A 25,362-nucleotide genomic window follows, 5' to 3' on the forward strand; every position below is an offset into this window, starting at 1 on the left:
GAGGTACTGAATAATGTCTATCGAAATCAACGTACCGGACATCGGTGCAGATGAAGTCGAAATCACCGAGATTCTGGTGAAGGTCGGCGATAAAGTTGAAGCGGAACAATCGCTGATCACCGTGGAAGGCGACAAGGCTTCCATGGAAGTGCCCTCCCCGCAGGCGGGCGTGGTGAAAGAGATCAAAGTGGCGGTCGGCGATAAAACCGAAACCGGCAAACTGATCATGATCTTCGAAGCGGCAGGCGCAGCGGAAGCTGCACCGGCGGCGAAAGCGGAAGAAAAACCGGCGGCAGCAGCAGCTGCCCCGGCCGCCGCTGCGGCCAAAGACGTTGCCGTGCCGGACATCGGCGCTGACGAAGTCGAAGTGACCGAGATCCTGGTGAAAGTGGGCGACAAGGTGGAAGCCGAGCAGTCCCTGATCACCGTTGAAGGCGACAAGGCTTCCATGGAAGTCCCTGCGCCGTTCGCGGGCACCGTGAAAGAGATCAAGATCGCGACCGGCGACAAAGTGAAAACCGGTTCCCTGATCATGGTGTTCGAAGTGGCCGGCGCCGTTTCCGCTGCGGCCCCGGCTGCGGCGCAAGCCCCTGCTGCCGCTGCAGCACCTGCGGCCTCTGCAGCCAAAGACGTCGCCGTGCCGGATATCGGCGGTGACGAAGTCGAAGTGACCGAAGTGATGGTTAAGGTGGGCGATAAGGTTGCCGCCGAGCAGTCTCTGATCACCGTGGAAGGCGACAAGGCCTCCATGGAAGTGCCTGCGCCGTTCGCGGGTACCGTGAAAGAGATCAAGATCGCGACCGGCGACAAAGTGAAAACCGGCTCCCTGATCATGGTGTTCGAAGTGGAAGGCGCTGCGCCTGCCGCTGCCGCCGCTCCAGCCGCTAAAGCGGACGCTGCGCCGGCGCCGGCCGCCGCTAAAGCCGCCGCACCGGCTGCGAAAGCGGATGACAAAGGCGAGTTCGCCGAGAACGCGGCATACGTGCACGCGACCCCGGTCATTCGTCGTCTGGCGCGTGAATTCGGCGTTAACCTGGCGAAAGTGAAGGGCACCGGTCGTAAAGGCCGCATCCTGCGCGAAGACGTTCAGACTTACGTGAAAGACGCGGTGAAACGCGCTGAAGCGGCTCCGGCGGCTGCCGGCGGCGGTCTGCCAGGCATGCTGCCATGGCCGAAAGTGGACTTCAGCAAGTTCGGCGAGATCGAAGAAGTCGAAATGGGCCGCATCCAGAAGATCTCTGGCGCGAACCTGAGCCGCAACTGGGTGATGATCCCGCACGTGACTCACTTCGACAAAACCGACATCACCGATCTGGAAGCGTTCCGCAAGCAGCAGAACGAAGAAGCGGCCAAGCGCAAGCTGGACGTGAAGTTCACGCCTGTCGTGTTCATCATGAAAGCCGTCGCTGCCGCTCTGGAGCAGATGCCGCGCTTCAACAGCTCGCTGTCCGAAGACGGTCAGAAGCTGACGCTGAAGAAATACATCAACATCGGCGTGGCGGTAGATACCCCGAACGGCCTGGTGGTTCCGGTGTTCAAGGACGTGAACAAGAAGAGCATCACCGAGCTGTCTCGCGAACTGATGGCCATCTCCAAGAAAGCGCGCGACGGCAAGCTGACCGCGGGCGAGATGCAGGGCGGCTGCTTCACCATCTCCAGCCTGGGCGGCATCGGGACGACCCACTTCGCGCCGATCGTCAACGCGCCGGAAGTGGCTATCCTGGGCGTCTCCAAGTCTGCGATGGAGCCGGTCTGGAACGGTAAAGAGTTCATGCCGCGCCTGATGATGCCGATGTCGCTGTCCTTCGACCACCGCGTTATCGACGGTGCCGATGGTGCGCGCTTCATCACCATCATCAACAACATGTTGTCCGACATTCGCCGTCTGGTGATGTAATGCAAAAGGGGCGCAGCATGCTGCGCCCCTGACGATTCTGTAGCAGTTTTGTCGGATTTTGCACAACTCGACAAAATTGTTGAGACACGGGTCACTCGAACACGCTTTGCAGATTATTAACAATTCTGTAAACTGCTCGCGGTGTAAGCGTCCCGGTGGATGAAGGGCGTTATGAGATCGATTAGCAATAAAAATGACGTCTGACCCGCCGGACAATCAATTAAGAGGTCATGATGAGTACTGAAATTAAAACTCAGGTCGTGGTACTTGGGGCGGGCCCGGCAGGTTACTCTGCAGCCTTTCGTTGCGCTGACTTAGGTCTTGAAACCGTTCTGGTTGAACGTTATTCCACTCTGGGCGGGGTTTGCCTGAACGTGGGATGTATCCCTTCCAAAGCACTGCTGCACGTTGCCAAAGTGATCGAAGAAGCCAAAGCGTTGGCCGAACACGGCATCGTTTTCGGCGAGCCGAAAACCGACATCGACAAAGTGCGCGTCTGGAAAGAAAAAGTCATCACTCAGCTGACCGGCGGTCTGGCTGGCATGGCGAAAGGCCGTAAAGTGAAAGTGGTCAACGGCCTGGGCAAGTTCACCGGCGCTAACACCCTGGTTGTGGAAGGCGAAAACGGCCCAACCACCATCAACTTCGACAACGCCATCATCGCTGCAGGTTCTCGTCCGATCCAACTGCCATTCATTCCTCATGAAGATCCACGCGTGTGGGATTCTACCGATGCGCTGGAACTGAAAACCGTCCCAGAGCGTCTGCTGGTTATGGGCGGCGGCATCATCGGCCTGGAAATGGGCACCGTATACCATGCGTTGGGTTCACAGATCGACGTCGTTGAGATGTTCGATCAGGTTATCCCGGCGGCAGATAAAGACGTGGTGAAAGTCTTCACCAAACGTATCAGCAAGCAGTTCAACCTGATGCTGGAAACCAAAGTGACCGCGGTAGAAGCCAAAGAAGACGGCATCTACGTCACGATGGAAGGTAAAAAAGCGCCGGCAGAACCACAGCGTTACGACGCGGTGCTGGTGGCGATCGGCCGCGTGCCGAACGGCAAACTGCTGGATGCCGGCAAAGCCGGTGTTGAAGTTGACGAGCGTGGCTTCATCAACGTCGACAAACAGCTGCGCACCAACGTGCCGCACATCTTCGCTATCGGCGACATCGTCGGTCAGCCGATGCTGGCGCACAAAGGCGTGCACGAAGGCCACGTTGCCGCGGAAGTTATCGCCGGCATGAAGCACTACTTCGATCCGAAAGTGATCCCATCCATCGCTTACACCGAGCCGGAAGTGGCATGGGTGGGTCTGACCGAGAAAGAAGCGAAAGAGAAAGGCATCAGCTACGAAACCTCCACCTTCCCGTGGGCGGCTTCCGGCCGTGCGATCGCTTCCGACTGTGCAGACGGCATGACCAAACTGATCTTCGACAAAGAAACTCATCGCATCATCGGTGGCGCGATTGTCGGCACCAACGGCGGCGAGCTGCTGGGTGAAATCGGTCTGGCTATCGAGATGGGTTGCGACGCGGAAGACATCGCGCTGACCATCCACGCTCACCCGACCCTGCACGAATCCGTGGGCCTGGCGGCGGAAATCTACGAAGGCAGCATCACCGACCTGCCTAACCCGAAAGCCAAGAAGAAGTAATTCTGCTGGCTTGACCGGTTAACAAGCGGCTCCTGAAAAGGGGCCGTTTTTTTTTTGCTCAAACTCAGAAAGCGGTATTTTTGTGGCCGCTGCGCCAAATTCCGATCCCCCTGCTTATATCCACTCTAATTATATGGATATAATGCCCTGCTAGTCCGGCAGCCGATTACGCTGCGCTCAACGATTCAGCAAAGATTTAATGTTGCTTTTATGTGAACGAATTAACAACCGTTTCAAATCCTGATATGCTGGCTGAGCGGAACCGGGCACTGTACCTTACAGTCCAGGACATCGACAGCAGTGCCCCGTCAGGATAGATGGCATCTATATCGCCGTGCGCTCTACCCATCAGTCTTTCATGCTGTAACGCTGTTTGACCGTGCTTGTTTGCCCCAATCACCGTTTCGGGGCCTTTACGGGCCGATCGCCTAGCCACAGAGTGAAACCCCAAGGGTATAAACCCGGTTTGCATATACGCCAGGCACAATAAATGACAATGAGAGCGAGGAGAACGTCGTGCTAGAAGAATACCGTAAGCACGTAGCCGAGCGTGCTGCTGAGGGCATCGCCCCTAAGCCGCTAGACGCCACCCAAATGGCCGCGCTGGTCGAACTACTGAAGAATCCGCCAAAAGGCGAAGAAGAATTCCTGTTAGACCTGCTGATTAACCGTGTTCCACCGGGCGTCGACGAAGCCGCCTACGTCAAAGCAGGTTTCCTGGCGGCCATCGCCAAAGGCGAAGCGACATCCCCCCTGGTTACCCCCGAGAAAGCCATTGAACTGTTAGGCACCATGCAGGGCGGCTATAACATTCACCCGCTGATCGAAGCGCTGGACAACGAAACGCTGGCGCCTATCGCCGCGAAAGCGCTGTCCCACACGCTGCTGATGTTCGACAACTTCTACGACGTGGAAGAGAAGGCCAAGGCCGGTAACCCACACGCCAAGCAGATCATGCAGTCCTGGGCCGACGCCGAATGGTACCTGTCGCGCCCTGAGCTGGCGGAAAAGATCACCGTCACCGTGTTCAAAGTCACCGGCGAAACCAACACCGACGACCTTTCCCCGGCGCCGGACGCCTGGTCGCGCCCGGACATCCCGCTGCACGCGCTGGCGATGCTGAAAAACGAACGTGAAGGCATCGTGCCGGATCAGCCGGGCAGCGTCGGCCCGATCAAACAGATCGAGCTGCTGAACAAGAAAGGCTTCCCGCTGGCCTACGTCGGCGACGTGGTCGGCACCGGTTCTTCCCGTAAATCCGCTACCAACTCCGTGCTGTGGTTTATGGGCGACGACATCCCGCACGTGCCGAACAAGCGCGGCGGCGGCGTGGTGCTGGGCGGCAAGATTGCGCCTATCTTCTTCAACACCATGGAAGATGCCGGCGCCTTGCCGATCGAAGTGGACGTGTCCGAGCTGAACATGGGCGACGTGATCGACGTTTACCCGTACAAAGGTGAAGTGCGCAACCACGAAACCGGCGCGCTGATCGCCAACTTCGAGCTGAAAACCGACGTGCTGCTGGATGAAGTGCGCGCCGGCGGCCGTATCCCGCTGATCATCGGCCGCGGCCTGACCACCAAGGCGCGCGAAGCGCTGGGTCTGCCGCACAGCGAGGTGTTCCGTATCGCCAAGCCGGTTGCCGCCAGCAGCAAAGGCTTCTCGCTGGCGCAGAAAATGGTCGGTCGCGCCTGCGGCGTCGCCGGCATTCGCCCTGGCGAGTACTGTGAACCGAAGATGACCTCCGTCGGTTCTCAGGACACCACCGGCCCGATGACCCGCGATGAGCTGAAAGACCTGGCCTGCCTCGGCTTCTCCGCCGATCTGGTCATGCAGTCGTTCTGCCACACCGCCGCGTACCCGAAACCGGTCGACGTGACCACGCACCACACGCTGCCTGACTTCATCATGAACCGCGGCGGCGTCTCGCTGCGTCCGGGCGACGGCGTGATCCACTCCTGGCTGAACCGCATGCTGCTGCCTGACACCGTCGGCACCGGCGGCGATTCCCACACCCGCTTCCCGATCGGCATCTCCTTCCCGGCCGGTTCCGGCCTGGTGGCGTTTGCCGCCGCGACCGGCGTGATGCCGCTGGATATGCCTGAGTCGGTGCTGGTGCGCTTCAAAGGCAAAATGCAGCCGGGCATCACCCTGCGCGATCTGGTGCACGCCATCCCTTACTACGCGATCCAGCAAGGCTTGCTGACCGTCGAGAAGAAGGGCAAGAAAAACATCTTCTCCGGCCGTATTCTGGAGATCGAAGGCCTGCCGGATCTGAAGGTTGAGCAGGCGTTTGAGCTGACCGATGCGTCCGCCGAACGTTCCGCCGCCGGTTGTACCATCAAGCTGGACAAGGCGCCGATCGAAGAGTACCTGAACTCCAACATCGTGCTGCTGAAGTGGATGATCTCCGAAGGCTACGGCGATCGCCGTACGCTGGAGCGCCGTATTCAGGGCATGGAAAAATGGCTGGCGGATCCGCAGCTGCTGGAAGGCGATGCGGATGCGGAATACGCGGCGGTGATCGACATCGATCTGAACGAGATCAAAGAGCCGATCCTGTGCGCGCCGAACGATCCTGACGATGCGCGCCTGCTGTCTGACGTGGCCAACAGCAAAATCGATGAAGTGTTCATCGGTTCTTGCATGACCAACATCGGCCACTTCCGCGCGGCCGGCAAGCTGCTGGATCAGCACAAGGGCCAGCTGCCGACCCGTCTGTGGGTGGCGCCGCCAACCAAGATGGACGCGGCTCAGCTGACCGAAGAAGGCTACTACAGCGTCTTCGGCAAGAGCGGGGCGCGCATCGAGATCCCGGGCTGTTCGCTGTGTATGGGCAACCAGGCTCGCGTGGCGGACGGTGCGACGGTGGTCTCCACCTCGACCCGTAACTTCCCGAACCGTCTGGGCACCGGTGCCAACGTCTATCTGGCGTCTGCCGAACTGGCTGCGGTTGCGTCCCTGCTGGGCCGCCTGCCGACGCCGGACGAGTACCAGACCTATATGGCGCAGGTCGACAAGACGGCGGCGGATACCTACCGCTATCTGAACTTTGACCAACTGGGGCAGTACACCGAAAAAGCCGACGGCGTGATCTTCCAGACCGCGGTTTAATTCAGCGTCAATCCCAAGCAGCGGGGCCCTTTCCAGGGCCCCGTTTTTTTTATTTTACGTTCAAAGCCTGCCCGCTATTTTTTGAATATTTCCACGTGGATATCTTTGTGATCGCTCTCTTGCCCGGTGGCGGAGATGATGCGATAGAAGCAGTCCTTCCCATCCAGCCCGCTGAGTTCATTACATTTCTTATCAACCTCTGAGGAAATATATTTATGGCCGACGGTAGGCACGCCGGTCTGTTGAATGGAGAGATCGCCGAGTTTGGTGTAGTTGGCGGATTCTTCAAGGGTGATTTGTTTGGCGGCGAACGCCGATGCAGAGAACATCATGCTCAGTGCGATAATGGAGGTTATGTATTTCATGGCAAACATCCTGATCGTGGTGATAGGTATGAATGAGGTGAGAACACCTCTGGCCGCTGGTGAACATAATTAGAGCTCCTTTATTTAAAAGCTAATCGATATTGAGGGGATGTCAATAAAGTCGCGTCGCGCCAGGAATTAGTAACTTATTTATTTTAAAGGGAAATCATAATCCCGATAAAATCGTGACATACATCTCCACGGTATCTACATGATTCAAATAAATAACCGGCGATCGGCGGATTGTCGGCCGACTTTTCGCATGGCGGGCATGCGCCGCGCGGCGATGAGGCACCGCTTCGCTTTCCTTGAGGGATCGCGGCCGGCGTCTTCCCATCGCCGCCGCAAGCCGCTATATTGCGCGCCGCCAAGGTTTTATTTTGCCGAGTTGCCAACTTTGCGAGCGCTCACTGAGTTAGCAATCAATTTATGTTTACACTAAGAAAAAGGGCTCAGGAGGGCATGCTATGGATTACGAATTTCTGCGTGACGTTACCGGTCAGGTGATCGTCAGATTTTCGATGGGGCATGAAGCGATTGGCCACTGGATCAACGAAGAAGTCAAAGGCGATTTCAACCTGCTGGACCGCATAGAAGCCGGTGCGGCCGAGGTCAAAGGCAGCGAACGTCAATGGCAGTTGGAAGGCCATGAATATACGCTGTTGATGGATGGTGAAGAAGTGATGATCCGCGCCAATCAGCTGGAGTTCGAAGGCGATGAAATGGAAGAGGGGATGAACTACTACGACGAAGAAAGCCTCTCATTCTGCGGCGTTGAGGATTTCCTGCTGGTGTTGAAGGCCTACCGTTCTTTCATGCTGAAATACTAAGCATCAGGGCGCGGCGTGCCGCGCCCTTTCCATTACAGATGCGGGATATTGCGGCCGTAATAGATTTCCTGCATCTCTTTCCATAACAGATCGGTGATCTGTTTGCGCTCGACGGCGCTCAGCGCTTCCGGTGCCGCATTGAACAGGTAATGCTTCAGATCGAAATCCTTCAGCAACATCTTGGTATGGAAGATATTTTCCTGGTAAACGTTCACGTCCATCATGTGGTACAGCGCCTTGATGTCTTCCGACATAAAGTTCTGGATCGAATTGATCTCATGATCGATGTAATGTTTCACGCCGTTCACGTCGCGGGTGAAACCGCGCACGCGGTAGTCCATGGTGACGATGTCGGATTCCAGCTGGTGAATTAAGTAGTTCAGCGCCTTGAGGGGCGAAATGACGCCGCAGGTCGAGACTTCGATATCGGCGCGAAAGGTGCACAGCCCGCCTTCCGGATGGCTTTCCGGGTAGGTGTGTACGCAGATGTGGCTCTTGTCCAGGTGCGCAACGACCGTGTTCGGCAGCGGGCCGGGGTGTTCCGACGTATCGACGTCTTTCGGATCGATCGGCTCTTCGCTGACCAGGATGGTGACGCTGGCGCCCTGCGGCTCGTAGTTCTGACGTGCGATGTTCAGAATATTGGCGCCGATGATTGAGCAGGTCTCGCTCAGGATCTCGGTCAGCCGGTTGGCATTATATTGTTCGTCAATGTAGGCGATATAGCCGTCGCGATCGTCCGCGGTCTTGGCGTAACAAATATCGTAAATACAAAAACTCAGGCTCTTGGTCAGGTTGTTGAAGCCGTGCAGTTTTAGCTTATGCAATTTGGGTCACCTCCTTTATCTTCTCGCTTAACGTGTTACGTTCAGGGCATTGAGCAAATATTGCGGCAGGGCAAAGCTGCCGATGTGAATTGCCGGGTTGTAATAACGGCAGTGTAGACCGCTTTGGTTAAAGCGCTGTTGCAGAGTAGGCAGATCGAGCTGGCGCAGCGCCGGGTTCTGGCTCGCCCAGGCAAAGGTCATGATGCCGCCGTAATAGGTTGGGATCGCTGCCTGATAGAAGCTGACGTCGCTAAAGTAGCCGCTCAGTTTGGTGTGGCTGTTGACCGCTTCGTCCTGCTGCAGGAAACAGACGCCGTTTTGCGCGACGAAAATGCCGCCCTCATTCAGGCAGCGGGCGCAGCCTTCATAAAACGCCGAGGTGAACAGGCTTTCGCCGGGGCCGATCGGATCGGTGCAGTCGGAGATGATCACATCGAAGGTTTCGTCGGTTTGGTTCACGAAGTTGACGCCGTCGTCGATCACCAGCTTGAAGCGCGGATCGTCATAGGCGCCGGCGCTGTGGTTGGGCAGGTATTGGCGGCAGAACTCGACGACGCCGGCGTCGATTTCGACCATGGTGATCTGCTCCACGCCAGGGTGCCGGCTGACTTCGCGCAGCATGCCGCCGTCGCCGCCACCGATGATCAGCACTTTCTTCGCCGCGCCGTGCGCCAGCAGCGGCACGTGGGTCAGCATTTCGTGATAGATGAACTCGTCACGCTCGGTGGTTTGCACCACGCCGTCGAGCGCCATCACGCGCCCCAGCACCGGGTTCTCGAAGATCACCAGATCCTGATGATCGGTCTTCTCGCGGTACAGCACTTTCTCTACCGAGAAGTACTGGCCGAAGCCCGTATGCAGCGTTTCGTACCAAATTTCTTTCTGGGTCATGTGCGGGATACTCCGTAATAACAGCCATGAAAAATCGGCGCAACATCATAGCTAACTCTGCCTGGCGATGCACGGTTGAATTTCAGACAGAGAGAGCGTTAGGCGGGCGGGAGAAGGGGGGAAATTAGTTGGCGTAGGCCAGCAGGCTCAAGGAATCGCGCGCCAGCGATTTGCACTTTTTAGGCGTTGGAATGGCGATGCCGCTGAGATCGCGATAGCTGTCTTCGCCCAGCGCCTTCATATTGAAGCTGTTGTAGTTGCTCAAATCCCAGCGGTTTTGTTGCGCGAAATAGACGATGGCGCGTTTGATTTGCGCATTTGGCAAATCGTTGTAGCCGCAATCATTTTTCAAATAAATAAATACCGCCGTCAGATCGGCCAGATCTTCCGCCTCGGATTCATTCAGCGCCAGACTGGCGTTGGAGAAGCCCAGCATCGCCAGCAACAGCATCGATAACGTTGTTTTTTTCATCATGAAATAGGCCTGTTTGTCGTTTGCAGACGTTACCACACTTGCCTGTAAAGGCACCAAATTTTATTGCCGCTGGGCGCGGCCTCGCGTTCGTCAATGGCGTTTTCTTGATTGTGAGGCATAGCTTAAAATACCGCCAGGAAAGGCTTGACCTTCCGCCAGGGGGAAGGTTTAGGCTGGCGGCATTGAGTTATGTCACTGAGAAAAGGGAGTCAGCGATGTTACGCCGTGATTTTATTAAATTAACCGCCGCGCTGGGCGCCGCGAGCGCATTGCCGTTATGGAGCCGGGCCGCCTGGGCGGCCGATCGGCCGGCCCTGCCGGTACCGCCGCTGTTGACGCCGGACGCGCAGGGAAAGATTGCGCTGGCGCTGCAGGCGGGGGAAACCCGCTGGTTGCCCGGCGCCGCCACCAAAACCTGGGGATTCAACGGCGCGCTGCTCGGGCCGGCGGTGAAGCTGCAGCGTGGCCAGCCGGTAACGGTTGATATCAAAAACAGCCTGGCGGAGGCCAGCACCGTCCACTGGCACGGCCTGGAGATTCCCGGCGACGTCGATGGCGGCCCGCAGGCATTGATTCATCCCGGCGCGACGCGCACGGTGAATTTCACCGTCGATCAACCGGCGGCCACCTGCTGGTTCCACCCGCATACGCACGGTAAAACCGGCAGCCAGGTCATGATGGGGCTGGCGGGGCTGGTGCTGCTGGAAGACGAAGAGAGCGCCAAACTGCCGCTGCCGAAAACCTGGGGACAGGATGATATTCCGGTGATCCTGCAGGATAAGCGGCTGGGCAAAGACGCGCAGATCGAATACCGCCTAGACGTGATGAGTGCGGCGGTGGGCTGGTTTGGCGATCGCATGTTCACCAACGGCGCGCAGTATCCACAACATTTGACGCCGCGCGGTTGGCTGCGCCTGCGTTTCCTCAACGGCTGCAACGCCCGCTCGCTGAATCTGGCGGCCAGTGACAACCGCCCGCTGTATGTCATCGCCAGCGACGGCGGTTTCCTGGCGGAGCCGGTGAAACTGACCGAGCTGCCGATGCTGATGGGCGAACGCTTTGAAGTGCTGGTCGATGCCTCGGATGGGAAAGCGTTCGATATCGTGACGCTGCCGGTGAAGCAGATGGGCATGACGCTGGCGCCGTTCGATCAAGCGCTGCCGGTGTTGCGCATTCAGCCGTCGCTGGCGCAGGGCATCAAAACCATGCCGGACAGCCTGGTGAAGCTGCCGACGTTGCCTGCCACCACCGGCATCCAGGAGCGTTGGCTGCAGCTGATGATGGATCCGCAGCTGGATATGCTCGGTATGCAGGCGCTGATGGATCGCTATGGTCACCAGGCGATGGCCGGCATGAGCATGAATCATGGCGCGACGGGCGGCGCAGATATGAAAGGCATGGAGAAGGGCGGCATGCAGAGCATGGACCATGGCAACATGAAAGGCATGGAGAAGGGCGGCATGCAGGGCATGGACCATGGCAACATGGGCAACATGAAGGGCATGGATCATGGCAATATGGCCGGGATGGATCACGGTGGCGCGCAGGGCAAAGCCAAATCGTTCGATTTCAGCCACGGCAATATGATCAACGGCAAGGCCTTCGATATGACCAAGCCGATGTTCGCTGCCAAACGGGGCCAGTATGAAAAGTGGACCATTTCCGGCGAGGGCGACATGATGTTGCACCCGTTCCACATTCACGGCACCCAGTTCCGCATCTTGTCGGAAAACGGCAAACCGCCGGCGGCGCATCGCAGTGGCTGGAAGGACACGGTGCGCGTCGAAGGATGGCGCAGTGAAGTGCTGGTGCGTTTTGACCATCCGGCCAGCAGCGAACATGCGTACATGGCCCACTGCCACCTGTTGGAACATGAAGATACCGGCATGATGATGGGCTTCACCGTCGCCGATTGATGGCGGCCCGGTGCTCCGGTGGTGGCGCGCTCGCGTCGCCACCGCTTGGTTCAATGAAAGGAAGCCGTTATACTGATTAAAATATCAGCTGTTGAGGAGTGCGTCATGCCGACAAAATTGGATCCCATCGTTTCTGAGTTTGAGACTCAAGAGCAGGCTGATAGCTACGATCGTTGGTTCAAAAGCACCGTGGAATCTTCCATCAATAGCGACTCCCCCCGTATTCCCCATGACGAAGTCATGGCCGGCGCTCGTCACATTATCGAGCAGGCGAAAGCCAAAAGAAAATCGGCCTGACCCTTATGTTAACCGTCAAATGGACTGACGAAGCAAAAACGGGTTTATATACGCTGCTGGCTTTTATCGCTGAGCGAAGTCCACTTGCCGCAGAGGCTTTGTTGCAACGCATTGAAGAGTCGGTTATCCCGTTAGCGGAACATCCTTATCTATTCAGGCCAGGCAGGGTGAACGGGACTCGTGAAATGGTTGTTCATCCTAATTACATTGTGGTTTACCGCGTGCTGGCTGCACATATTGAAATAGTGAGTGTCCTGCACGCTCGTCAGGAATACCCTTAATAAAGAAAACTCCCCTGTCCGGGAGAGAGGCAAGTCGTAACGGCCTATGCTAAACTCTGCGCCTTTCTTCCGGCAACTGACCTGAATACTATGAAACACACTGTAGACGTAATGATTTCCGAGCAGGAAGTTAAGACCCGTATCGCCGAACTTGGCCGCCAGATCACCGAACATTACCGCGACAGCGGCAGCGACATGGTGCTGGTTGGGCTGCTGCGCGGCTCCTTCATGTTCATGGCCGATCTCTGCCGCGCGATCGACGTGCCGCACGAAGTCGACTTTATGACTGCCTCCAGCTACGGCAGCGGCATGTCCACCACCCGCGACGTGAAGATCCTCAAGGATCTGGACGAAGACATTCGCGGCAAAGACGTACTGATCGTGGAAGACATCATCGATTCCGGCAACACGCTGAACAAAGTGCGCGAGATTTTGGCGCTGCGCGGGCCGAAATCGCTGGCGATTTGCACCTTGCTGGACAAGCCTGAGCGCCGTGAAGTGCAGGTGCCGGTCGAATATGTCGGCTTCTCGATCCCGGATGAGTTCGTGGTGGGGTATGGCATCGACTACGCTCAGCGCTACCGTCACCTGCCGTACGTCGGCAAAGTGGTGCTGCTGGACGAGTAATTGATGTGGGGCGCGGCCTGCCGCGCCCGCGGCGGGGTTAGATGCCTTTATCCTGCTTCAGTTTGGCTATCGCTTTGCGGTAGCCCATCTCCAGGCTCTCGCGGCTGGTCGCCAGCACTTCCATATCGCGCAGACGGCCGTCCTGAATGCCGTACACCCAACCGTGGATCATCACCTTCTGGCCGCGCTTCCAGGCGGACTGCATGATGGTGGAGTGGCCCAGGTTGTACACCTGCTCAATGACGTTGATCTTGCACAGCATGTCGAAACGCTGCTCCGGCGGCAGCTCGCCCAGCAGCGAGCTGTGCTTGTACCACAGATCGCGAATGTGCAGCAGCCAGTTGTCGATCAACCCCAGCTCCGGGTTTTCCACCGCCGCCTGCACGCCGCCGCAGCCCAGGTGGCCGCAGATGATGATGTGTTCGACTTCCAGCACATCTACCGCATACTGCACCACCGACAGGCAGTTAAGATCGGTATGGATAACGAGGTTCGCCACGTTGCGATGGACGAACAGTTCACCCGGCTCGAGGCCGGTCAAGCGTTCGGCGGGAACGCGGCTGTCAGAGCAACCAATCCATAAGAAACGGGGCTTTTGCGCCTGGGCTAAACGTTCAAAAAATTCCGGGTCTTCCTGACTGATATTGGCCGACCAGGCATGGTTGTTGGCGATAAGCTCTTCGATTTCTTTCATGGAGGTTATTGACTCGTAACGAACAGATTGCGTTGGGGTAATATAGGGTAAGCGTCACAATTTGGAAATCGGAACAGTGGTGCAACCTCATTTTCCGCACGGATTCGACTCAGTGGAAACGTCGCCGATGCTAGGATTATCGTTATTGTTTCAAGCCTCGCAGACAGGGGCGCGGCGGCATACTCATCGTCATAAGGTACTATTTTACATATGAATTATGCACTGGAATTAGCGCAGCTGACCAAGACTTACGCCGGTGGCGTCAAGGCGCTGCGCGGCATCGACCTGAGCGTCGAGGCGGGGGACTTTTATGCCCTTTTGGGGCCAAACGGCGCCGGTAAATCCACCACCATCGGCATCATCAGCTCGCTGGTGAACAAAACCGCCGGCAGCGTGCGGGTGTTCGGTTACGACATCGATAAAGACATCGTCAACGCCAAGCGCCAGCTCGGCCTGGTGCCGCAGGAGTTCAACTTCAATCCGTTCGAGACCGTGTTGCAGATCGTGGTGAACCAGGCGGGTTACTACGGCGTCACGCGGCGTGAAGCGATGGCGCGCGCCGAAAAATACCTCAACCAGCTGGATCTGTGGGGCAAGCGCAACGAGCGCGCCCGCATGCTGTCCGGCGGCATGAAGCGCCGCCTGATGATCGCCCGCGCGTTGATGCATCAGCCGAAGCTGCTGATCCTCGATGAGCCGACCGCCGGGGTGGATATCGAGCTGCGCCGTTCGATGTGGGGCTTCCTGAAAGAGCTGAATGCCCAGGGCACCACCATTATCCTTACCACCCACTATCTGGAAGAGGCGGAGATGCTGTGCCGCAACATCGGTATCATCCAGAACGGGGAGCTGGTGGAAAACACCTCGATGAAGGGGCTGCTGGCCAAGCTGAAGTCGGAAACCTTTATTCTCGATCTGGCGGCGAAGAGCCCGCTGCCGAAGCTGGACGGTTATCGCAGCCGCCTGACGGATACCTCCACGCTGGAAGTGGAGGTGATGCGCGAGCAGGGGCTGAACGGTTTATTCGCCCAGCTGAGCGCACAGGGCGTGCAGGTGCTGAGCATGCGCAATAAGGCGAACCGCCTGGAAGAGCTGTTTGTCACCCTGGTTAACGGCAATGGAGAAAAAGCATGACGCGTTTGTATTGGGTGGCCTTGCAGAGCATCTGGGCCAAAGAGGTGAACCGCTTCGCGCGCATCTGGATCCAGACCCTGGTGCCGCCGGTGATCACCATGACGCTGTATTTCATCATCTTCGGCAATCTGATCGGCTCGCGCATCGGCGATATGCACGGCTTCAGCTACATGCAGTTCATCGTGCCCGGCCTTATCATGATGGCGGTGATCACCAACTCTTACGCCAACGTCGCCTCGTCGTTCTTCAGCGCCAAGTTCCAGCGCAACATTGAAGAACTGCTGGTGGCGCCGGTGCCGACCCACGTGGTGATCGCCGGCTATGTCGGCGGCGGCGTGGCGCGCGGCATCTGCGTCGGCGTGCTGGTAACCATCATCTCGCTGTTCTTCGTACCGCTGCAGGTACACGCCTGGTGGGTGATTGCGCTGACGCTGTTGTTGACGGCGATCCTGTTCTCGCTGGCGGGGCTGATCAACGCGGTGTTCGCCACCACCTTCGACGACATCAGCCTGATCCCGACCTTCGTCCTGACGCCGCTGACCTACCTGGGCGGGGTGTTTTACTCGCTGTCGCTGCTGCCGCCATTCTGGCAGGCGGTGTCCAAGCTGAACCCCATCGTCTATATGATCAGCGGGTTCCGCTACGGTTTCCTCGGCATCAACGATGTGCCGCTGGCGTTCACCATGGCGGTGCTGGTGGCGTTTATCGCGGTGTTTTACCTGCTGTCCTGGTACCTGATCGAGCGCGGCCGCGGCCTGCGCAGCTGATCGTATCGTGCCCCCGCTTTCCCGGCGGGGGCGCTTTTCTTGATTTGGCGCAGGCGGCGCGTAAATCAATAGAATTGCTCAGATAACCGCTAGTTCCCCGCTGTTCAAATCGTGCTATGCTGGCGCTCCACATTTCCTTCACTTTTGTCATTACGCACTCGTAAGCAGAACATCATCATGCGGCCTCAATACAAGTTAGCGGCTGGGTTACTCGGCATTCTGATGTCGTTGGTTTCCCCTGTGAGCCTGGCGAATCTGCTGTCGGAAGACAGCGCGGTTAAATCTGAATACATGGAAGCGCAGCGCGACAGCGAAGTCTATGCGTTGGTGGGCGAGCATGTGATCCCGGTCGGGGAAGTGAAGCGCGGGCAGCTGATCCAGGTGTTCCCGGCGGATGCGGAGTACTACGAATTCAAATTCGGGCACGGTACCGGCTTTATCGATAAAGACGACGTGCGTGAGCTGAAGAAGTCGCGCAAGGTGCAAGACGATCTGGGCGAGCTGAATAAACCGCTGACCAACCAGAACCTGATCACCCAAAAAACGATCGACGTTTACACCGCGGCGGACAAGGACAGCGAGGTCTTCGGCACGCTGGAAGGCAACCTGCGCTATCCGATCATCGGCAAGCTGAAGGACCGGCTGAACAACACCTGGTACGAGGTCAACATCGGCGATCGGCTGGGGTTCGTCAGTGAGTTGGACTGCGAAATCGATAACGGCATCCCGGTGCTGACTTACCACCACCTGCTGAAAAACGAAGAGAACAAACGCTTCCGCCACACCTCGACCACCACCTCTGACGTGGCGTTCAGCAACCAGATGACCTACCTGAAGCAGGCGGGTTACGACACCATTTCGCTGTATCAGCTGGAAGCCTACCTGAAGAACCAGATCAACCTGCCGGGCAAGGCGATCGTGCTGACCTTCGACGACGGGCTGAAGTCGGTTTATCGCTACGCTTACCCGGTGCTGAAGGATTACGGTTTCCGCGCGACGGCGTTCATCATCTCTTCGCGCATCAAGCGCCACCCGCAGAAATGGAACCCGGACTCGCTGCAGTTTATGAGCGTCTCGGAGCTGAAGCAGATTCAGGACGTGTTCGACGTGCAGTCGCACACCCACTTCCTGCACCGCACCGACGGCAATCGTCAGCCGATTTTGCTGAGCCGTTCGCTGCACAATATCGAGTTCGATTTTGAGCGTTCGCGCCGCGCGCTGTCGCAGTTCAACCCGCACGTGCTGTATCTGTCGTACCCGTTCGGCGGCTATAACCAGCGGGCGATCCAGGCGGCGCAGGATGCCGGTTTCCATCTGGCGGTGACCACGGTGCAGGGCAAGGTGAAACCGGGGGATAACCCCTATACGCTGAAGCGGCTATATATTCTGCGCACCGACTCGATCCAGACCATGGCGGATCGGATAGCCAACAAGCCGGGCACGGTGGTGGTGCAGTAAGGAAGAACGGGCGCGTAAGGCGCCCGTTTTAGTGTCAGGCGACCTGAACCGGCACGGCTTTCGCCTTGCGCTGCAGGTTGTTGTCACCTTCGAAATAGGCGACTTTCGGGTGGTGTTGGCGGGCGTCGGCGTCGGTCATTTGCACATAGGAGCAGATGATCAGCTTGTCGCCCACGCAGGCGCAGCGCGCGGCGGCGCCGTTGACCGAAATGATGCGCGAACCGCGCTCGGCGGCGATGGCGTAGGTGGAGAAGCGCTGGCCGTTATCCACGTTGTAAATATCGATCGCTTCATATTCCAGAATGCCGGCGGCCTCCAGGAAATCCTGGTCGATGGCGCAGGACCCTTCATAGTGCAAGTCAGCCTGAGTGACTTTGACGCGATGCAGCTTGCCTTGCAGCATAGTACGTATCATAGCTTTACCTAACTGAATATCGGCCTTCACAGGCGCTGGGGTTGAACATCTCTCCTGCATCCCTGCAATCTCTATCGTCACCGATTGCCCCGCCGTTGTCTACCAATGGCCTTGGTTTCAGGGTGACGATAGTATAAAAAATGGCTTACAGCGTCAGGTCGACCTGCTGATTGTCGATAAGACGCGCCTTGCCCAGCCAGGCGGCCATCAGCACCACCGCCCGCTGGCTGTCCACCGTCAGCGGCTGCAGGCTGTCGGCGTCGCGAATAAACAGCTCATCCGGCGTAAAGCCGGCGGCGCGCAACTGCTCGGCGGTCTGCTCCAGCAGCTCTTCGACATGGCGTTCGCCATTGGCCAACTGCTGCGCCAGCGCGTTCATGATCTTGCTCAGCTGCGGAGCGATCTTGCGCTCTTCGGCGGTCAGGTAGCCGTTGCGCGAGCTGAGGGCCAGGCCGTCTTTGGCGCGCACGGTCGGCACGCCGACGATGTCGATGTCGTAACCCATGTCTGCCACCATTTTGCGGATCAGCGCCAGCTGTTGGTAATCCTTCTCGCCGAAGCAGGCTAAATCAGGCTGCACCAGGTTGAACAGCTTGCTGACGATGGTGGAAACGCCGCGGAAGTGGCCCGGCCGGCTTGCGCCTTCCAGGATGCTGGAGATGCCCGGTACGTCGACGTAAGTCTGCTGCTCCAGCCCCTGCGGATAGACCGCGGCCGGGGCAGGCGCGAACACCAGATCGACGCCGCGGCGGGTCAGCTTCTCGCTGTCTTCCTGCAGCGTGCGCGGGTAGCGCGCCAGATCGTCCGGCCGCTCGAACTGCATCGGGTTGACGAAGATGCTCACCACCACCACGTCGGCGCGGGCGCGCGCTTCATCGACCAGCGTCATATGGCCGTCGTGCAGGTTGCCCATGGTCGGCACCAGCGCGATGCGTTTGCCTTCCTGGCGCCAGCGGCGGATCTGCTGACGCAGCATCGGCAGGGTTTCGATAATAATCATTGGGTGACTCCTGGAACCATCGCTTAGTTAAAAGAGTGTTCAGCCGCCGGGTAGAGGCCTTGCTCCACTTCCTGAATGTAGTGCTGCACCGCCGTGCGGATATCGCCGCTCTGCGCCAGGAAGTTCTTGGCGAACTTCGGCGTATGTCCGCCGGTGATGCCGAAGGCGTCGTGCATCACCAGGATCTGGCCGTCGGTGCCGTTGCCGGCGCCGATGCCGATGACCGGAATGGACAACGCTTCGGTGATCTGGCGCGCCAGCTCGGTCGGCACGCATTCCAGCACCAGCAGCTGAATGCCGGCCAGTTCCAGATTCTGTGCGTCCTGCAACAGCTGTTTGGCGGCCAGTTCGTCGCGTCCTTGTACCTTATAGCCGCCGAACACGTTGACCGACTGCGGCGTCAGGCCCAGGTGGCCGCACACCGGTACCGCGCGCTCGGCGAGCATTTTCACCGTGTCGCACAGCCAGCTGCCGCCTTCCAGTTTCACCATGTTGGCGCCGGCGCGCATCAGCTCGGCGGCGTTGGCGAAGGTCTGTTCCGGGGTGGCGTAACTCATGAACGGCAGATCGGCCAACAGCAGGCAGGCCGGCGCGCCGCGGCGCACAGCGCGAGTGTGGTAGGCCACGTCGGCGACGGTGACCGGCAGAGTGGAGTCGTGGCCCTGCAGCGTCATGCCCAGCGAATCGCCCACCAACAGGACTTTGATGCCTTGCTCTTCAAACAGTTTGGCAAAGCTGGCATCGTAGGCGGTAAGGGTAGCAAACTTGCGCTGCTCCTGTTTCCACTGGCGCAAGTGGGTCACGGTGGTGGGTTTCATCACAACGTCTCCTGAAACGGGCCGTGCGGCGTACGCAGGCCCAGGCTGCAAAAAAGTGCAGTCATTCTACTGTAACCCGATCGGGGTGGGTAGCGCGGATCGCCATGCTTAAGCGGTTCTTAAGAACCTTGTGGTGCAATGGCGCCAAGACTCAAAAGGGATACTCATGCGAATTTTGCTGATCGAAGATGACAAACTGATCGGGGACGGCATCAAGGCCGGGCTGACCAAACTCGGCTTCAATCTGGACTGGTTCACCGACGGCGCCGTCGGCAAAAATGCGCTGGACAGTGCGCCGTACGACGCGGTGATCCTCGACCTCAGCCTGCCGGGCCTCGACGGCCTGGATCTGCTGCGCCAGTGGCGCCAGGCCGGGCAGGACGTGCCGGTCCTGATCCTCACCGCCCGAGACGCGCTGGAGCAGCGGGTCAGCGGGCTGCAAAGCGGTGCCGACGATTATCTGTGCAAGCCTTTCGCGCTGGCCGAAGTGGCGGCGCGCCTGCAGGCGCTGATCCGCCGCCGCCACGGCCAACTGATGCCGCAGCTGACGCACGGCAACGTGGTGTTCGACAGCGCCACCCGCAGCGTGAGCTGCAACGGCGAGCCGGTGACGCTGACGCCGCGCGAATTGGCGGTGCTGGAACTGTTTCTGCACAACAAGGGGCGGGTGCTGGCGCGGCCGTTGATTCAGGAGAAGCTGTACAACTGGGATGACGAGGTGAGCAGCAACGCGGTGGAGGTACATATTCACCACCTGCGGCGCAAGCTGGGCAACGGCTTCATCCGTACCATCCACGGCGTGGGTTACACGCTGGGGGATGCGCCGTGAAGCGTCTCAGCCTGCGGCTGCGCCTGATCCTGATCTTCAGCCTGCTGGCGCTGCTGACTTGGAGCACCGCCAGCGTGGTGGCCTGGGTGATGTCGCGCAACACCATCAACGAAGTGTTCGACACCCAACAGATGCTGTTCGCCAAACGGCTGGCGACCGCCAACCTCGGCGATCTGCTGGCCGATGAAAGTGCGCGCAGCCTGCCGAAAACCAAGAAGCTGGTGCATCACGGCAAGCGCGGCGAGCAGGACGACGACGCGCTGGCGTTCGCCATCTTCGATCGCCAAGGCAAGATGCTGCTCAACGACGGGGAGAACGGCACCGACTTCCTGTTTGACGGGGAGCGTGAAGGTTTTACCGACGGCGAGCGCAAAGGCGATGACGACAGTTGGCGCCTGGTATGGTTGACCAGCCCGGACGGGCGCTACCGCATCGTGGTCGGCCAGGAGTGGGATTACCGGCGCGATATGGCGCTGGGCATGGTGACCGGCCAACTGGTGCCCTGGCTGGCGACGCTGCCGGTGCTGATGCTGCTGATCGCGCTGATGGTCGGGCGCGAGCTGCGGCCGCTGCGCACTGTGGCCGCCGGTTTGCGCCGGCGCGCACCCGATGACGCGACGCCGCTGGACGCGCGCCAGGTGCCGACCGAGGTGCGCCCGCTGGTGGATGCGCTCAATGCGCTGTTCACCCGCATCAACGCTCTGCTGGTGCGGGAGCGGCGTTTCACCTCCGATGCCGCGCACGAGTTGCGCAGCCCGCTGGCGGCGCTGCGGGTGCAGACCGAAGTGGTGCAACTGGCGGGGGACGATGCGCCGATGCGCGAGCACGCGCTGGACAATCTGACGCTCGGCATCGATCGCGCCACCCGGCTGGTGGATCAGCTGCTGACGCTGTCGCGGCTGGATTCGCTGTCGGATCTGGCCGAACTGGCGCCGATCGACTGGAACGATCTGGTGACGATGACCCTGGCGGAGCAGGATCGGCAGGCCCATGCGGCGGGCGTGACGCTGCGCTATGAACATCGGGGAACGCCGCCGCCGCGTCAGGGGGAAACCTTGCTGCTGTCGCTTCTATTGCGCAACCTGCTGGATAACGCGGTGCGCTACACCCCGCAGGACGGCGTCGTCACCGTGACGCTGAGCGAACGCTCGCTGACGGTGGAGGACGACGGTCCGGGGGTCACCACGGAACATCTGGCGCGGCTCGGAGAACGCTTCTATCGCCCGCCGGGGCAGGAGCAAACCGGCAGCGGGCTGGGGCTCTCGATCGTGCAGCGTATCGCCGGCTTGCATGGCCTACAGGTCAGTTTCGCCAATCGCCCGGCGGGCGGGTTCGTTGCGCGGCTGGCGCTGTAGGTGGGTCAGGACTTGGGTTTTGGCTGATGCCACAGCGCCATGCCGTTTTCCGGCACGCGCTTGAGGCAGCTGGCGAGTGGTTCGCCATCGGGGAAAATCAGGTCGGGGGCGATTTCCGCCAGCGGGTAGAGCATGAATTCGCGCTCTTTCAGGCCGTAATGCGGCACCGTCAGGCGCTCGGTATGGATCACCTTGTCGCCGTACAGCATGATGTCCAGATCGAGCGTGCGCGGCCCCCAGCGTTCATCCTTGCGCACGCGCCCCTGATTGCGTTCTATCGACTGGGTATGGTCGAGCAGCTGTTCGGGCGGCAACAGGGTATCCAGCGCCACCACCGCGTTGAGAAAGTCCGGCTGGTTTTGCGGCCCCAGCGGCTTGGTGCGGTAAAACGAAGAACAGGTGACCAGCCGGGTGCGCGGGAGATGCTCCAGCGCCTCCAGTGCGGCTTTAACCTGTTGCAGCGGCTGCGCCAGGTTGCTGCCCAGCGCGATATAAACGCGGATCATTATGCCCCTTCTTTACGCGGTGCCCGGCGGCGAGGGCGGCGTTGACGCGCGCGGCGCGGCGCCGGATCGTCCCCCAGGGTGCTCAGCATGGCTTTCTGCCGCGCCGGCGTGGCGTCCTGGAATTCGCCCCACCACTCGGCCAGACGCAGCATCTCCTGATTGTCTTCCACTTCCGCACGCAGCGCCAGCAGATCATAGGCGGCGCGGAATTTCGGGTGCTCCATCAGCTTGTGCGCGCGTTTGCCCTGGCGGCGGGACAGGCGCAGCTGCAGCTGCCAGATATCGCGCACCAGCGTGGTGATGCGTTTCGGGATGGCCAGCGAACGGCACTGCTCGTCGAGTACGTCGTTCATCGCCAGCGCGAAGGCGTCGTAGTAGGCCAGGCCGCTTTCCTGCGCCAGCTTCTGCGCATGCTCCAGCAGCGGGTACCACAGCATGGCGGCAAACAGGAAAGCCTGGTTGACGCGCATGTCGTTCTGCAGACGGTGATCGGTGTTCTTCAGCACCTGCACCAGAATGCGCTCCATCGGCGTATCGTGGTTCGGCGTGAAGTTGCGGGCGATCAGCGGGAACAGCGGTTGGAACAGCTGGTATTCGCACAGCTTCAGGTAGGTCTGGAAACCGTAACCCGCCTGCAGCAGCTTGAGGGATTCTTCGAACAGGCGCGCCGGCGGGATCTCATGCAGCAGCGAGGCAAGGCGCGGGATCGGCTCGGCGGTTTCTTCGCTGATGCGCATATCCAGCTTGGCGGCGAAGCGCACCGCGCGCAGCATGCGCACCGGATCTTCGCGGTAGCGGGTTTCCGGATCGCCGATCAGGCGAATCACGCCCTGTTTCAGGTCGTTCAGGCCGCCGACGTAATCGCGCAGGGTGAAATCCGCCACGCCGTAGTACAGGCTGTTGATGGTGAAATCACGGCGCTGGGCGTCTTCCTCGATCGAGCCGAAGATGTTGTCGCGCAGCAGCATGCCGTTTTGCGCCTGCTGGGACGAGTTCTTGTCGGATTCCTGATTCTGTTCGTGGTGGCCGCGGAAAGTGGCCACTTCGATGATCTCCGGCCCGAACATCACGTGCGCCAAGCGGAAGCGGCGGCCGACCAGGCGGCAGTTGCGGAACAGCTTGCGCACTTGCTCCGGCGTGGCGTTAGTGGTGATGTCGAAGTCTTTCGGCTTTTTGCCGAGCAACAGATCGCGCACGCCGCCGCCGACCAGATAGGCTTCGTAGCCGGACTTGTTCAGGCGGTAAAGCACTTTCAGCGCATTTTCGCTGATGTCTTTGCGGGAGATCGAGTGCTGTTCGCGCGGGATTACGGTCATCGAGTCGTTGCTCTCGGCGATAGGAAAAGGCGGACGCTTGCGCGGCGTTGAGCGGCGGGCAGGGGCGTTGCTGCCGTTATCGGCGGCGCGCGGCTGCGGCGCAGGGCGGCTTGGCGCCGCGGCACGCTCTTCGCGGACTACGTTTTTATCGCCGGCCGCCGCGTCGTCGCTGGGCAGCTTGTCATCGCGGGTCAGTACCTTACGACAGAAGTTGGCTACTCGGGTAAAAATGGTACACCTCGATAGTGACTGATAAAAATGGAGCTAACAAAAAATAGCGGCTAATCATAGCTCACCATGGCTCCTTTGAGAATGCCGGCGTGTTTTCATCCAGAGGGATAGCCTCCTGACGCGGCACGTTTTCCAACCGCCAATGTGCGACCGCCCAGCTCAATAATAATGGCAGGTCAAGATCTTGCCAGCTTTCCGGCAGCGGTTGGCGCAGAAATTTCAGCGCGGCGATCAGCACCGGGCGCGGATCGCCGGCGGGCAACGCCGGCGCATGGTTTTGCTTCGACAGCTTAATGCCGTTGGCGCCCAGCGCCAGCGGCAGATGCACATAGGCGGGCACCGGCGCCTGCAGCTGGCGGTAGAGGGCGATTTGGCGCACCGTCGGCTCGATCAGATCGGCACCGCGTACAATCTCGGTCACGCCCTGAAAATGGTCGTCGATCACCACCGCCAGGTTGTAGGCGAACAGCCCGTCGCGGCGGCGAATGATAAAGTCTTCCCCCGCCAGCGCCGGATCGGCGTGCAATTCTCCCTGCAGGCGATCGTGGAACCCGTAAACGGGCGCGGTCTGGCGTAAGCGGATGGCGGCACCCTGTGGGCCGAGCTGCAAATCGCGGCAGTGGCCGTCGTACAACCCGCCGATCTGCTGGATGCGGCTGCGGGTGCAGGTGCAGTAATAGCTGAGCCCCTGGCGCTGCAACAGATCCAGCGCGGCGCGATAGGCGTCGTGACGTTGGGATTGATAGATGACCTGGCCGTCCCAGTGGAGACCATAATGTTCCAGCGCGGACAGGATGCGAGCGGCGGCGCCGGGGACTTCGCGCGGCGGGTCGATATCTTCGATGCGAACCAGCCACTGCCCGCGTTGGGCGCGAGCCTGAAGGTAGCTTCCCAGAGCGGCAATCAGCGAACCGAAATGCAGATCCCCGGAAGGCGATGGGGCAAAGCGCCCCACATAATGACTTTCTTGCATATCAGAGGGGGGAGGTTCCCTTTTCTCTGTGCGGCGCACGCAGGTGCGCACGCCGCAGCGGTAACAACGGTATTAGCCGGCCATCTGCTTTTCGCGGATCTCAGCCAGCGTCTTGCAGTCGATGCACAGATCGGCGGTCGGACGCGCTTCGAGGCGACGAATGCCGATCTCCACGCCGCAAGATTCGCAGTAGCCGAAATCATCGTCTTCCACTTTCTTCAGCGTTTTCTCGATCTTTTTGATCAGTTTGCGTTCACGGTCACGGTTACGCAGTTCAAGGCTGAACTCTTCTTCCTGGGTAGCACGGTCGGCCGGATCAGGGAAGTTGGCTGCCTCTTCTTGCATATGCGATACAGTACGGTCCACTTCGTCCCTGAGCTGGTTGCGCCACGCTTCAAGAATGCGCTTGAAATGCGACAACTGGGCGTCGTTCATGTACTCTTCGCCCGGCTTCTCTTGGTACGGCTCCACCCCAGCGATGGCGAGAATGCTCAAGGACGAGGTTTTACGGTTTTGCCCTTCTTGCATGTTGCTTCTCCTACATACACACGCACTATCGAATCCCCAATGCGGGGGAAAAACAGGCCGCTATAAATAACAGAAGGAAGGTAGGTTGGCAATTATTCCTGTCGCCCGCTTGACAATCGTGTGAAGGAGGGCGTATTTGGCGATCGTGCTGGCCGGTTGT

General features: G+C 59.3%; 25 protein-coding genes. 13 read left to right on the forward strand and 12 right to left on the reverse strand.

The window, feature by feature from the left end; all coding sequences use genetic code 11:
* Window positions 1-13 precede the first annotated feature (13 nt).
* From aceF to acnB, 3 genes are all read left to right on the forward strand, one after another.
* Window positions 14-1,897, forward strand: coding sequence for a pyruvate dehydrogenase complex dihydrolipoyllysine-residue acetyltransferase (gene aceF, locus ACUXAC_RS20295; RefSeq protein ID WP_387445370.1), 1,884 nt, complete (start codon window positions 14-16; stop codon window positions 1,895-1,897).
* A gap of 233 nt (window positions 1,898-2,130) precedes the next feature.
* Window positions 2,131-3,555, forward strand: coding sequence for a dihydrolipoyl dehydrogenase (gene lpdA, locus ACUXAC_RS20300; RefSeq protein ID WP_004937500.1), 1,425 nt, complete (start codon window positions 2,131-2,133; stop codon window positions 3,553-3,555).
* A gap of 516 nt (window positions 3,556-4,071) precedes the next feature.
* Window positions 4,072-6,669, forward strand: coding sequence for a bifunctional aconitate hydratase 2/2-methylisocitrate dehydratase (gene acnB / locus ACUXAC_RS20305; RefSeq protein ID WP_060422679.1), 2,598 nt, complete (start codon window positions 4,072-4,074; stop codon window positions 6,667-6,669).
* A gap of 74 nt (window positions 6,670-6,743) precedes the next feature.
* Here acnB and ACUXAC_RS20310 read toward each other — a convergent pair whose 3' ends face one another.
* Window positions 6,744-7,034: a hypothetical protein gene (locus tag ACUXAC_RS20310; RefSeq protein WP_064291158.1), complete on the reverse strand. Its 291-nt coding sequence runs from the start codon at window positions 7,032-7,034 to the stop codon at window positions 6,744-6,746.
* A gap of 467 nt (window positions 7,035-7,501) precedes the next feature.
* Here ACUXAC_RS20310 and yacL point away from each other — a divergent pair, with 467 nt between their 5' ends.
* A complete protein-coding gene (gene yacL / locus ACUXAC_RS20315) occupies window positions 7,502-7,864 on the forward strand; it encodes a protein YacL (protein WP_004937507.1) in 363 nt (120 codons plus the stop codon).
* 32 nt (window positions 7,865-7,896) lie between these two features.
* Here the strand turns inward: yacL and speD are convergent, their stop codons facing one another.
* The 3 genes from speD to ACUXAC_RS20330 all read right to left on the reverse strand — a co-directional run bounded on the left by speD (window position 7,897) and on the right by ACUXAC_RS20330 (window position 10,054).
* The gene (gene speD, locus ACUXAC_RS20320) at window positions 7,897-8,691 is read right to left on the reverse strand and encodes an adenosylmethionine decarboxylase (RefSeq protein ID WP_454266859.1); all 795 of its coding nucleotides are present in this window, start codon (window positions 8,689-8,691) and stop codon (window positions 7,897-7,899) included.
* A 27-nt stretch (window positions 8,692-8,718) separates the two neighbouring features.
* Entirely contained in the window at window positions 8,719-9,582 is an 864-nt protein-coding gene (gene speE, locus ACUXAC_RS20325) for a polyamine aminopropyltransferase (RefSeq protein ID WP_330113065.1), read from the reverse strand.
* A 124-nt stretch (window positions 9,583-9,706) separates the two neighbouring features.
* Entirely contained in the window at window positions 9,707-10,054 is a 348-nt protein-coding gene (locus ACUXAC_RS20330; RefSeq protein WP_004937515.1) for a YacC family pilotin-like protein, read from the reverse strand.
* Between the two features lie 218 nt (window positions 10,055-10,272).
* On the opposite strand from ACUXAC_RS20330, the gene cueO reads away from it, so the two are divergent.
* From cueO to hpt, 4 genes are all read left to right on the forward strand, one after another.
* Window positions 10,273-11,973, forward strand: a complete 1,701-nt coding sequence (cueO, locus tag ACUXAC_RS20335; RefSeq protein WP_387445376.1) for a multicopper oxidase CueO — start codon at window positions 10,273-10,275, stop codon at window positions 11,971-11,973.
* Window positions 11,974-12,078: 105 nt separating this feature from the next.
* Complete coding sequence (gene relB / locus ACUXAC_RS20340) at window positions 12,079-12,270, forward strand: type II toxin-antitoxin system RelB family antitoxin (protein WP_123892618.1); 192 nt, start codon at window positions 12,079-12,081, stop codon at window positions 12,268-12,270.
* Window positions 12,271-12,275: 5 nt separating this feature from the next.
* Window positions 12,276-12,551 carry a type II toxin-antitoxin system RelE/ParE family toxin gene (locus tag ACUXAC_RS20345; protein WP_387445379.1) on the forward strand — a complete coding sequence of 92 codons (276 nt, stop codon included), beginning with the start codon at window positions 12,276-12,278 and terminating at the stop codon, window positions 12,549-12,551.
* A gap of 90 nt (window positions 12,552-12,641) precedes the next feature.
* Entirely contained in the window at window positions 12,642-13,178 is a 537-nt protein-coding gene (hpt, locus tag ACUXAC_RS20350; protein WP_048234659.1) for a hypoxanthine phosphoribosyltransferase, read from the forward strand.
* Between the two features lie 37 nt (window positions 13,179-13,215).
* On the opposite strand, the gene can is transcribed toward hpt, so the two are convergent.
* Window positions 13,216-13,872, reverse strand: coding sequence for a carbonate dehydratase (gene can, locus ACUXAC_RS20355; RefSeq protein ID WP_049200096.1), 657 nt, complete (start codon window positions 13,870-13,872; stop codon window positions 13,216-13,218).
* A gap of 210 nt (window positions 13,873-14,082) precedes the next feature.
* On the opposite strand from can, the gene ACUXAC_RS20360 reads away from it, so the two are divergent.
* From ACUXAC_RS20360 to ACUXAC_RS20370, 3 genes are all read left to right on the forward strand, one after another.
* Window positions 14,083-15,006 carry an ABC transporter ATP-binding protein gene (locus tag ACUXAC_RS20360; RefSeq protein WP_033644695.1) on the forward strand — a complete coding sequence of 308 codons (924 nt, stop codon included), beginning with the start codon at window positions 14,083-14,085 and terminating at the stop codon, window positions 15,004-15,006.
* Window positions 15,003-15,773 (forward strand): ABC transporter permease, encoded by a 771-nt coding sequence (locus tag ACUXAC_RS20365; RefSeq protein ID WP_004937535.1) that lies wholly within the window; start codon window positions 15,003-15,005, stop codon window positions 15,771-15,773. Before ACUXAC_RS20360 ends, ACUXAC_RS20365 begins: the two co-directional genes overlap by 4 nt.
* Window positions 15,774-15,950: 177 nt before the next feature.
* Window positions 15,951-17,231 (forward strand): polysaccharide deacetylase family protein, encoded by a 1,281-nt coding sequence (locus ACUXAC_RS20370; protein ID WP_055311947.1) that lies wholly within the window; start codon window positions 15,951-15,953, stop codon window positions 17,229-17,231.
* A 34-nt stretch (window positions 17,232-17,265) separates the two neighbouring features.
* Here the strand turns inward: ACUXAC_RS20370 and panD are convergent, their stop codons facing one another.
* From panD to panB, 3 genes are all read right to left on the reverse strand, one after another.
* Complete coding sequence (panD, locus tag ACUXAC_RS20375) at window positions 17,266-17,646, reverse strand: aspartate 1-decarboxylase (RefSeq protein ID WP_004937544.1); 381 nt, start codon at window positions 17,644-17,646, stop codon at window positions 17,266-17,268.
* Between the two features lie 145 nt (window positions 17,647-17,791).
* A complete protein-coding gene (panC, locus tag ACUXAC_RS20380; protein WP_197830919.1) occupies window positions 17,792-18,646 on the reverse strand; it encodes a pantoate--beta-alanine ligase in 855 nt (284 codons plus the stop codon).
* Window positions 18,647-18,669: 23 nt separating this feature from the next.
* Entirely contained in the window at window positions 18,670-19,464 is a 795-nt protein-coding gene (panB, locus tag ACUXAC_RS20385) for a 3-methyl-2-oxobutanoate hydroxymethyltransferase (protein WP_004937548.1), read from the reverse strand.
* A gap of 166 nt (window positions 19,465-19,630) precedes the next feature.
* Here panB and qseB point away from each other — a divergent pair, with 166 nt between their 5' ends.
* Together qseB and qseC are read left to right on the forward strand one after the other, a co-directional pair.
* Complete coding sequence (gene qseB, locus ACUXAC_RS20390) at window positions 19,631-20,293, forward strand: quorum sensing response regulator transcription factor QseB (RefSeq protein ID WP_004937550.1); 663 nt, start codon at window positions 19,631-19,633, stop codon at window positions 20,291-20,293.
* A complete protein-coding gene (gene qseC / locus ACUXAC_RS20395; protein WP_387445385.1) occupies window positions 20,290-21,648 on the forward strand; it encodes a quorum sensing histidine kinase QseC in 1,359 nt (452 codons plus the stop codon). Before qseB ends, qseC begins: the two co-directional genes overlap by 4 nt.
* A gap of 5 nt (window positions 21,649-21,653) precedes the next feature.
* On the opposite strand, the gene folK is transcribed toward qseC, so the two are convergent.
* From folK to dksA, 4 genes are all read right to left on the reverse strand, one after another.
* Window positions 21,654-22,154: a 2-amino-4-hydroxy-6-hydroxymethyldihydropteridine diphosphokinase gene (gene folK, locus ACUXAC_RS20400; RefSeq protein WP_100397100.1), complete on the reverse strand. Its 501-nt coding sequence runs from the start codon at window positions 22,152-22,154 to the stop codon at window positions 21,654-21,656.
* The gene (gene pcnB, locus ACUXAC_RS20405) at window positions 22,154-23,701 is read right to left on the reverse strand and encodes a polynucleotide adenylyltransferase PcnB (protein ID WP_454266879.1); all 1,548 of its coding nucleotides are present in this window, start codon (window positions 23,699-23,701) and stop codon (window positions 22,154-22,156) included. Before pcnB ends, folK begins: the two co-directional genes overlap by 1 nt.
* Window positions 23,702-23,762: 61 nt before the next feature.
* Window positions 23,763-24,674, reverse strand: coding sequence for a tRNA glutamyl-Q(34) synthetase GluQRS (gene gluQRS, locus ACUXAC_RS20410; protein ID WP_047729869.1), 912 nt, complete (start codon window positions 24,672-24,674; stop codon window positions 23,763-23,765).
* Window positions 24,675-24,746: 72 nt separating this feature from the next.
* Entirely contained in the window at window positions 24,747-25,202 is a 456-nt protein-coding gene (gene dksA, locus ACUXAC_RS20415) for an RNA polymerase-binding protein DksA (RefSeq protein ID WP_004937569.1), read from the reverse strand.
* Between the last annotated feature and the right edge of the window lie 160 nt (window positions 25,203-25,362).

The organism is Serratia sp. 121840015-1, assembly GCF_053627655.1.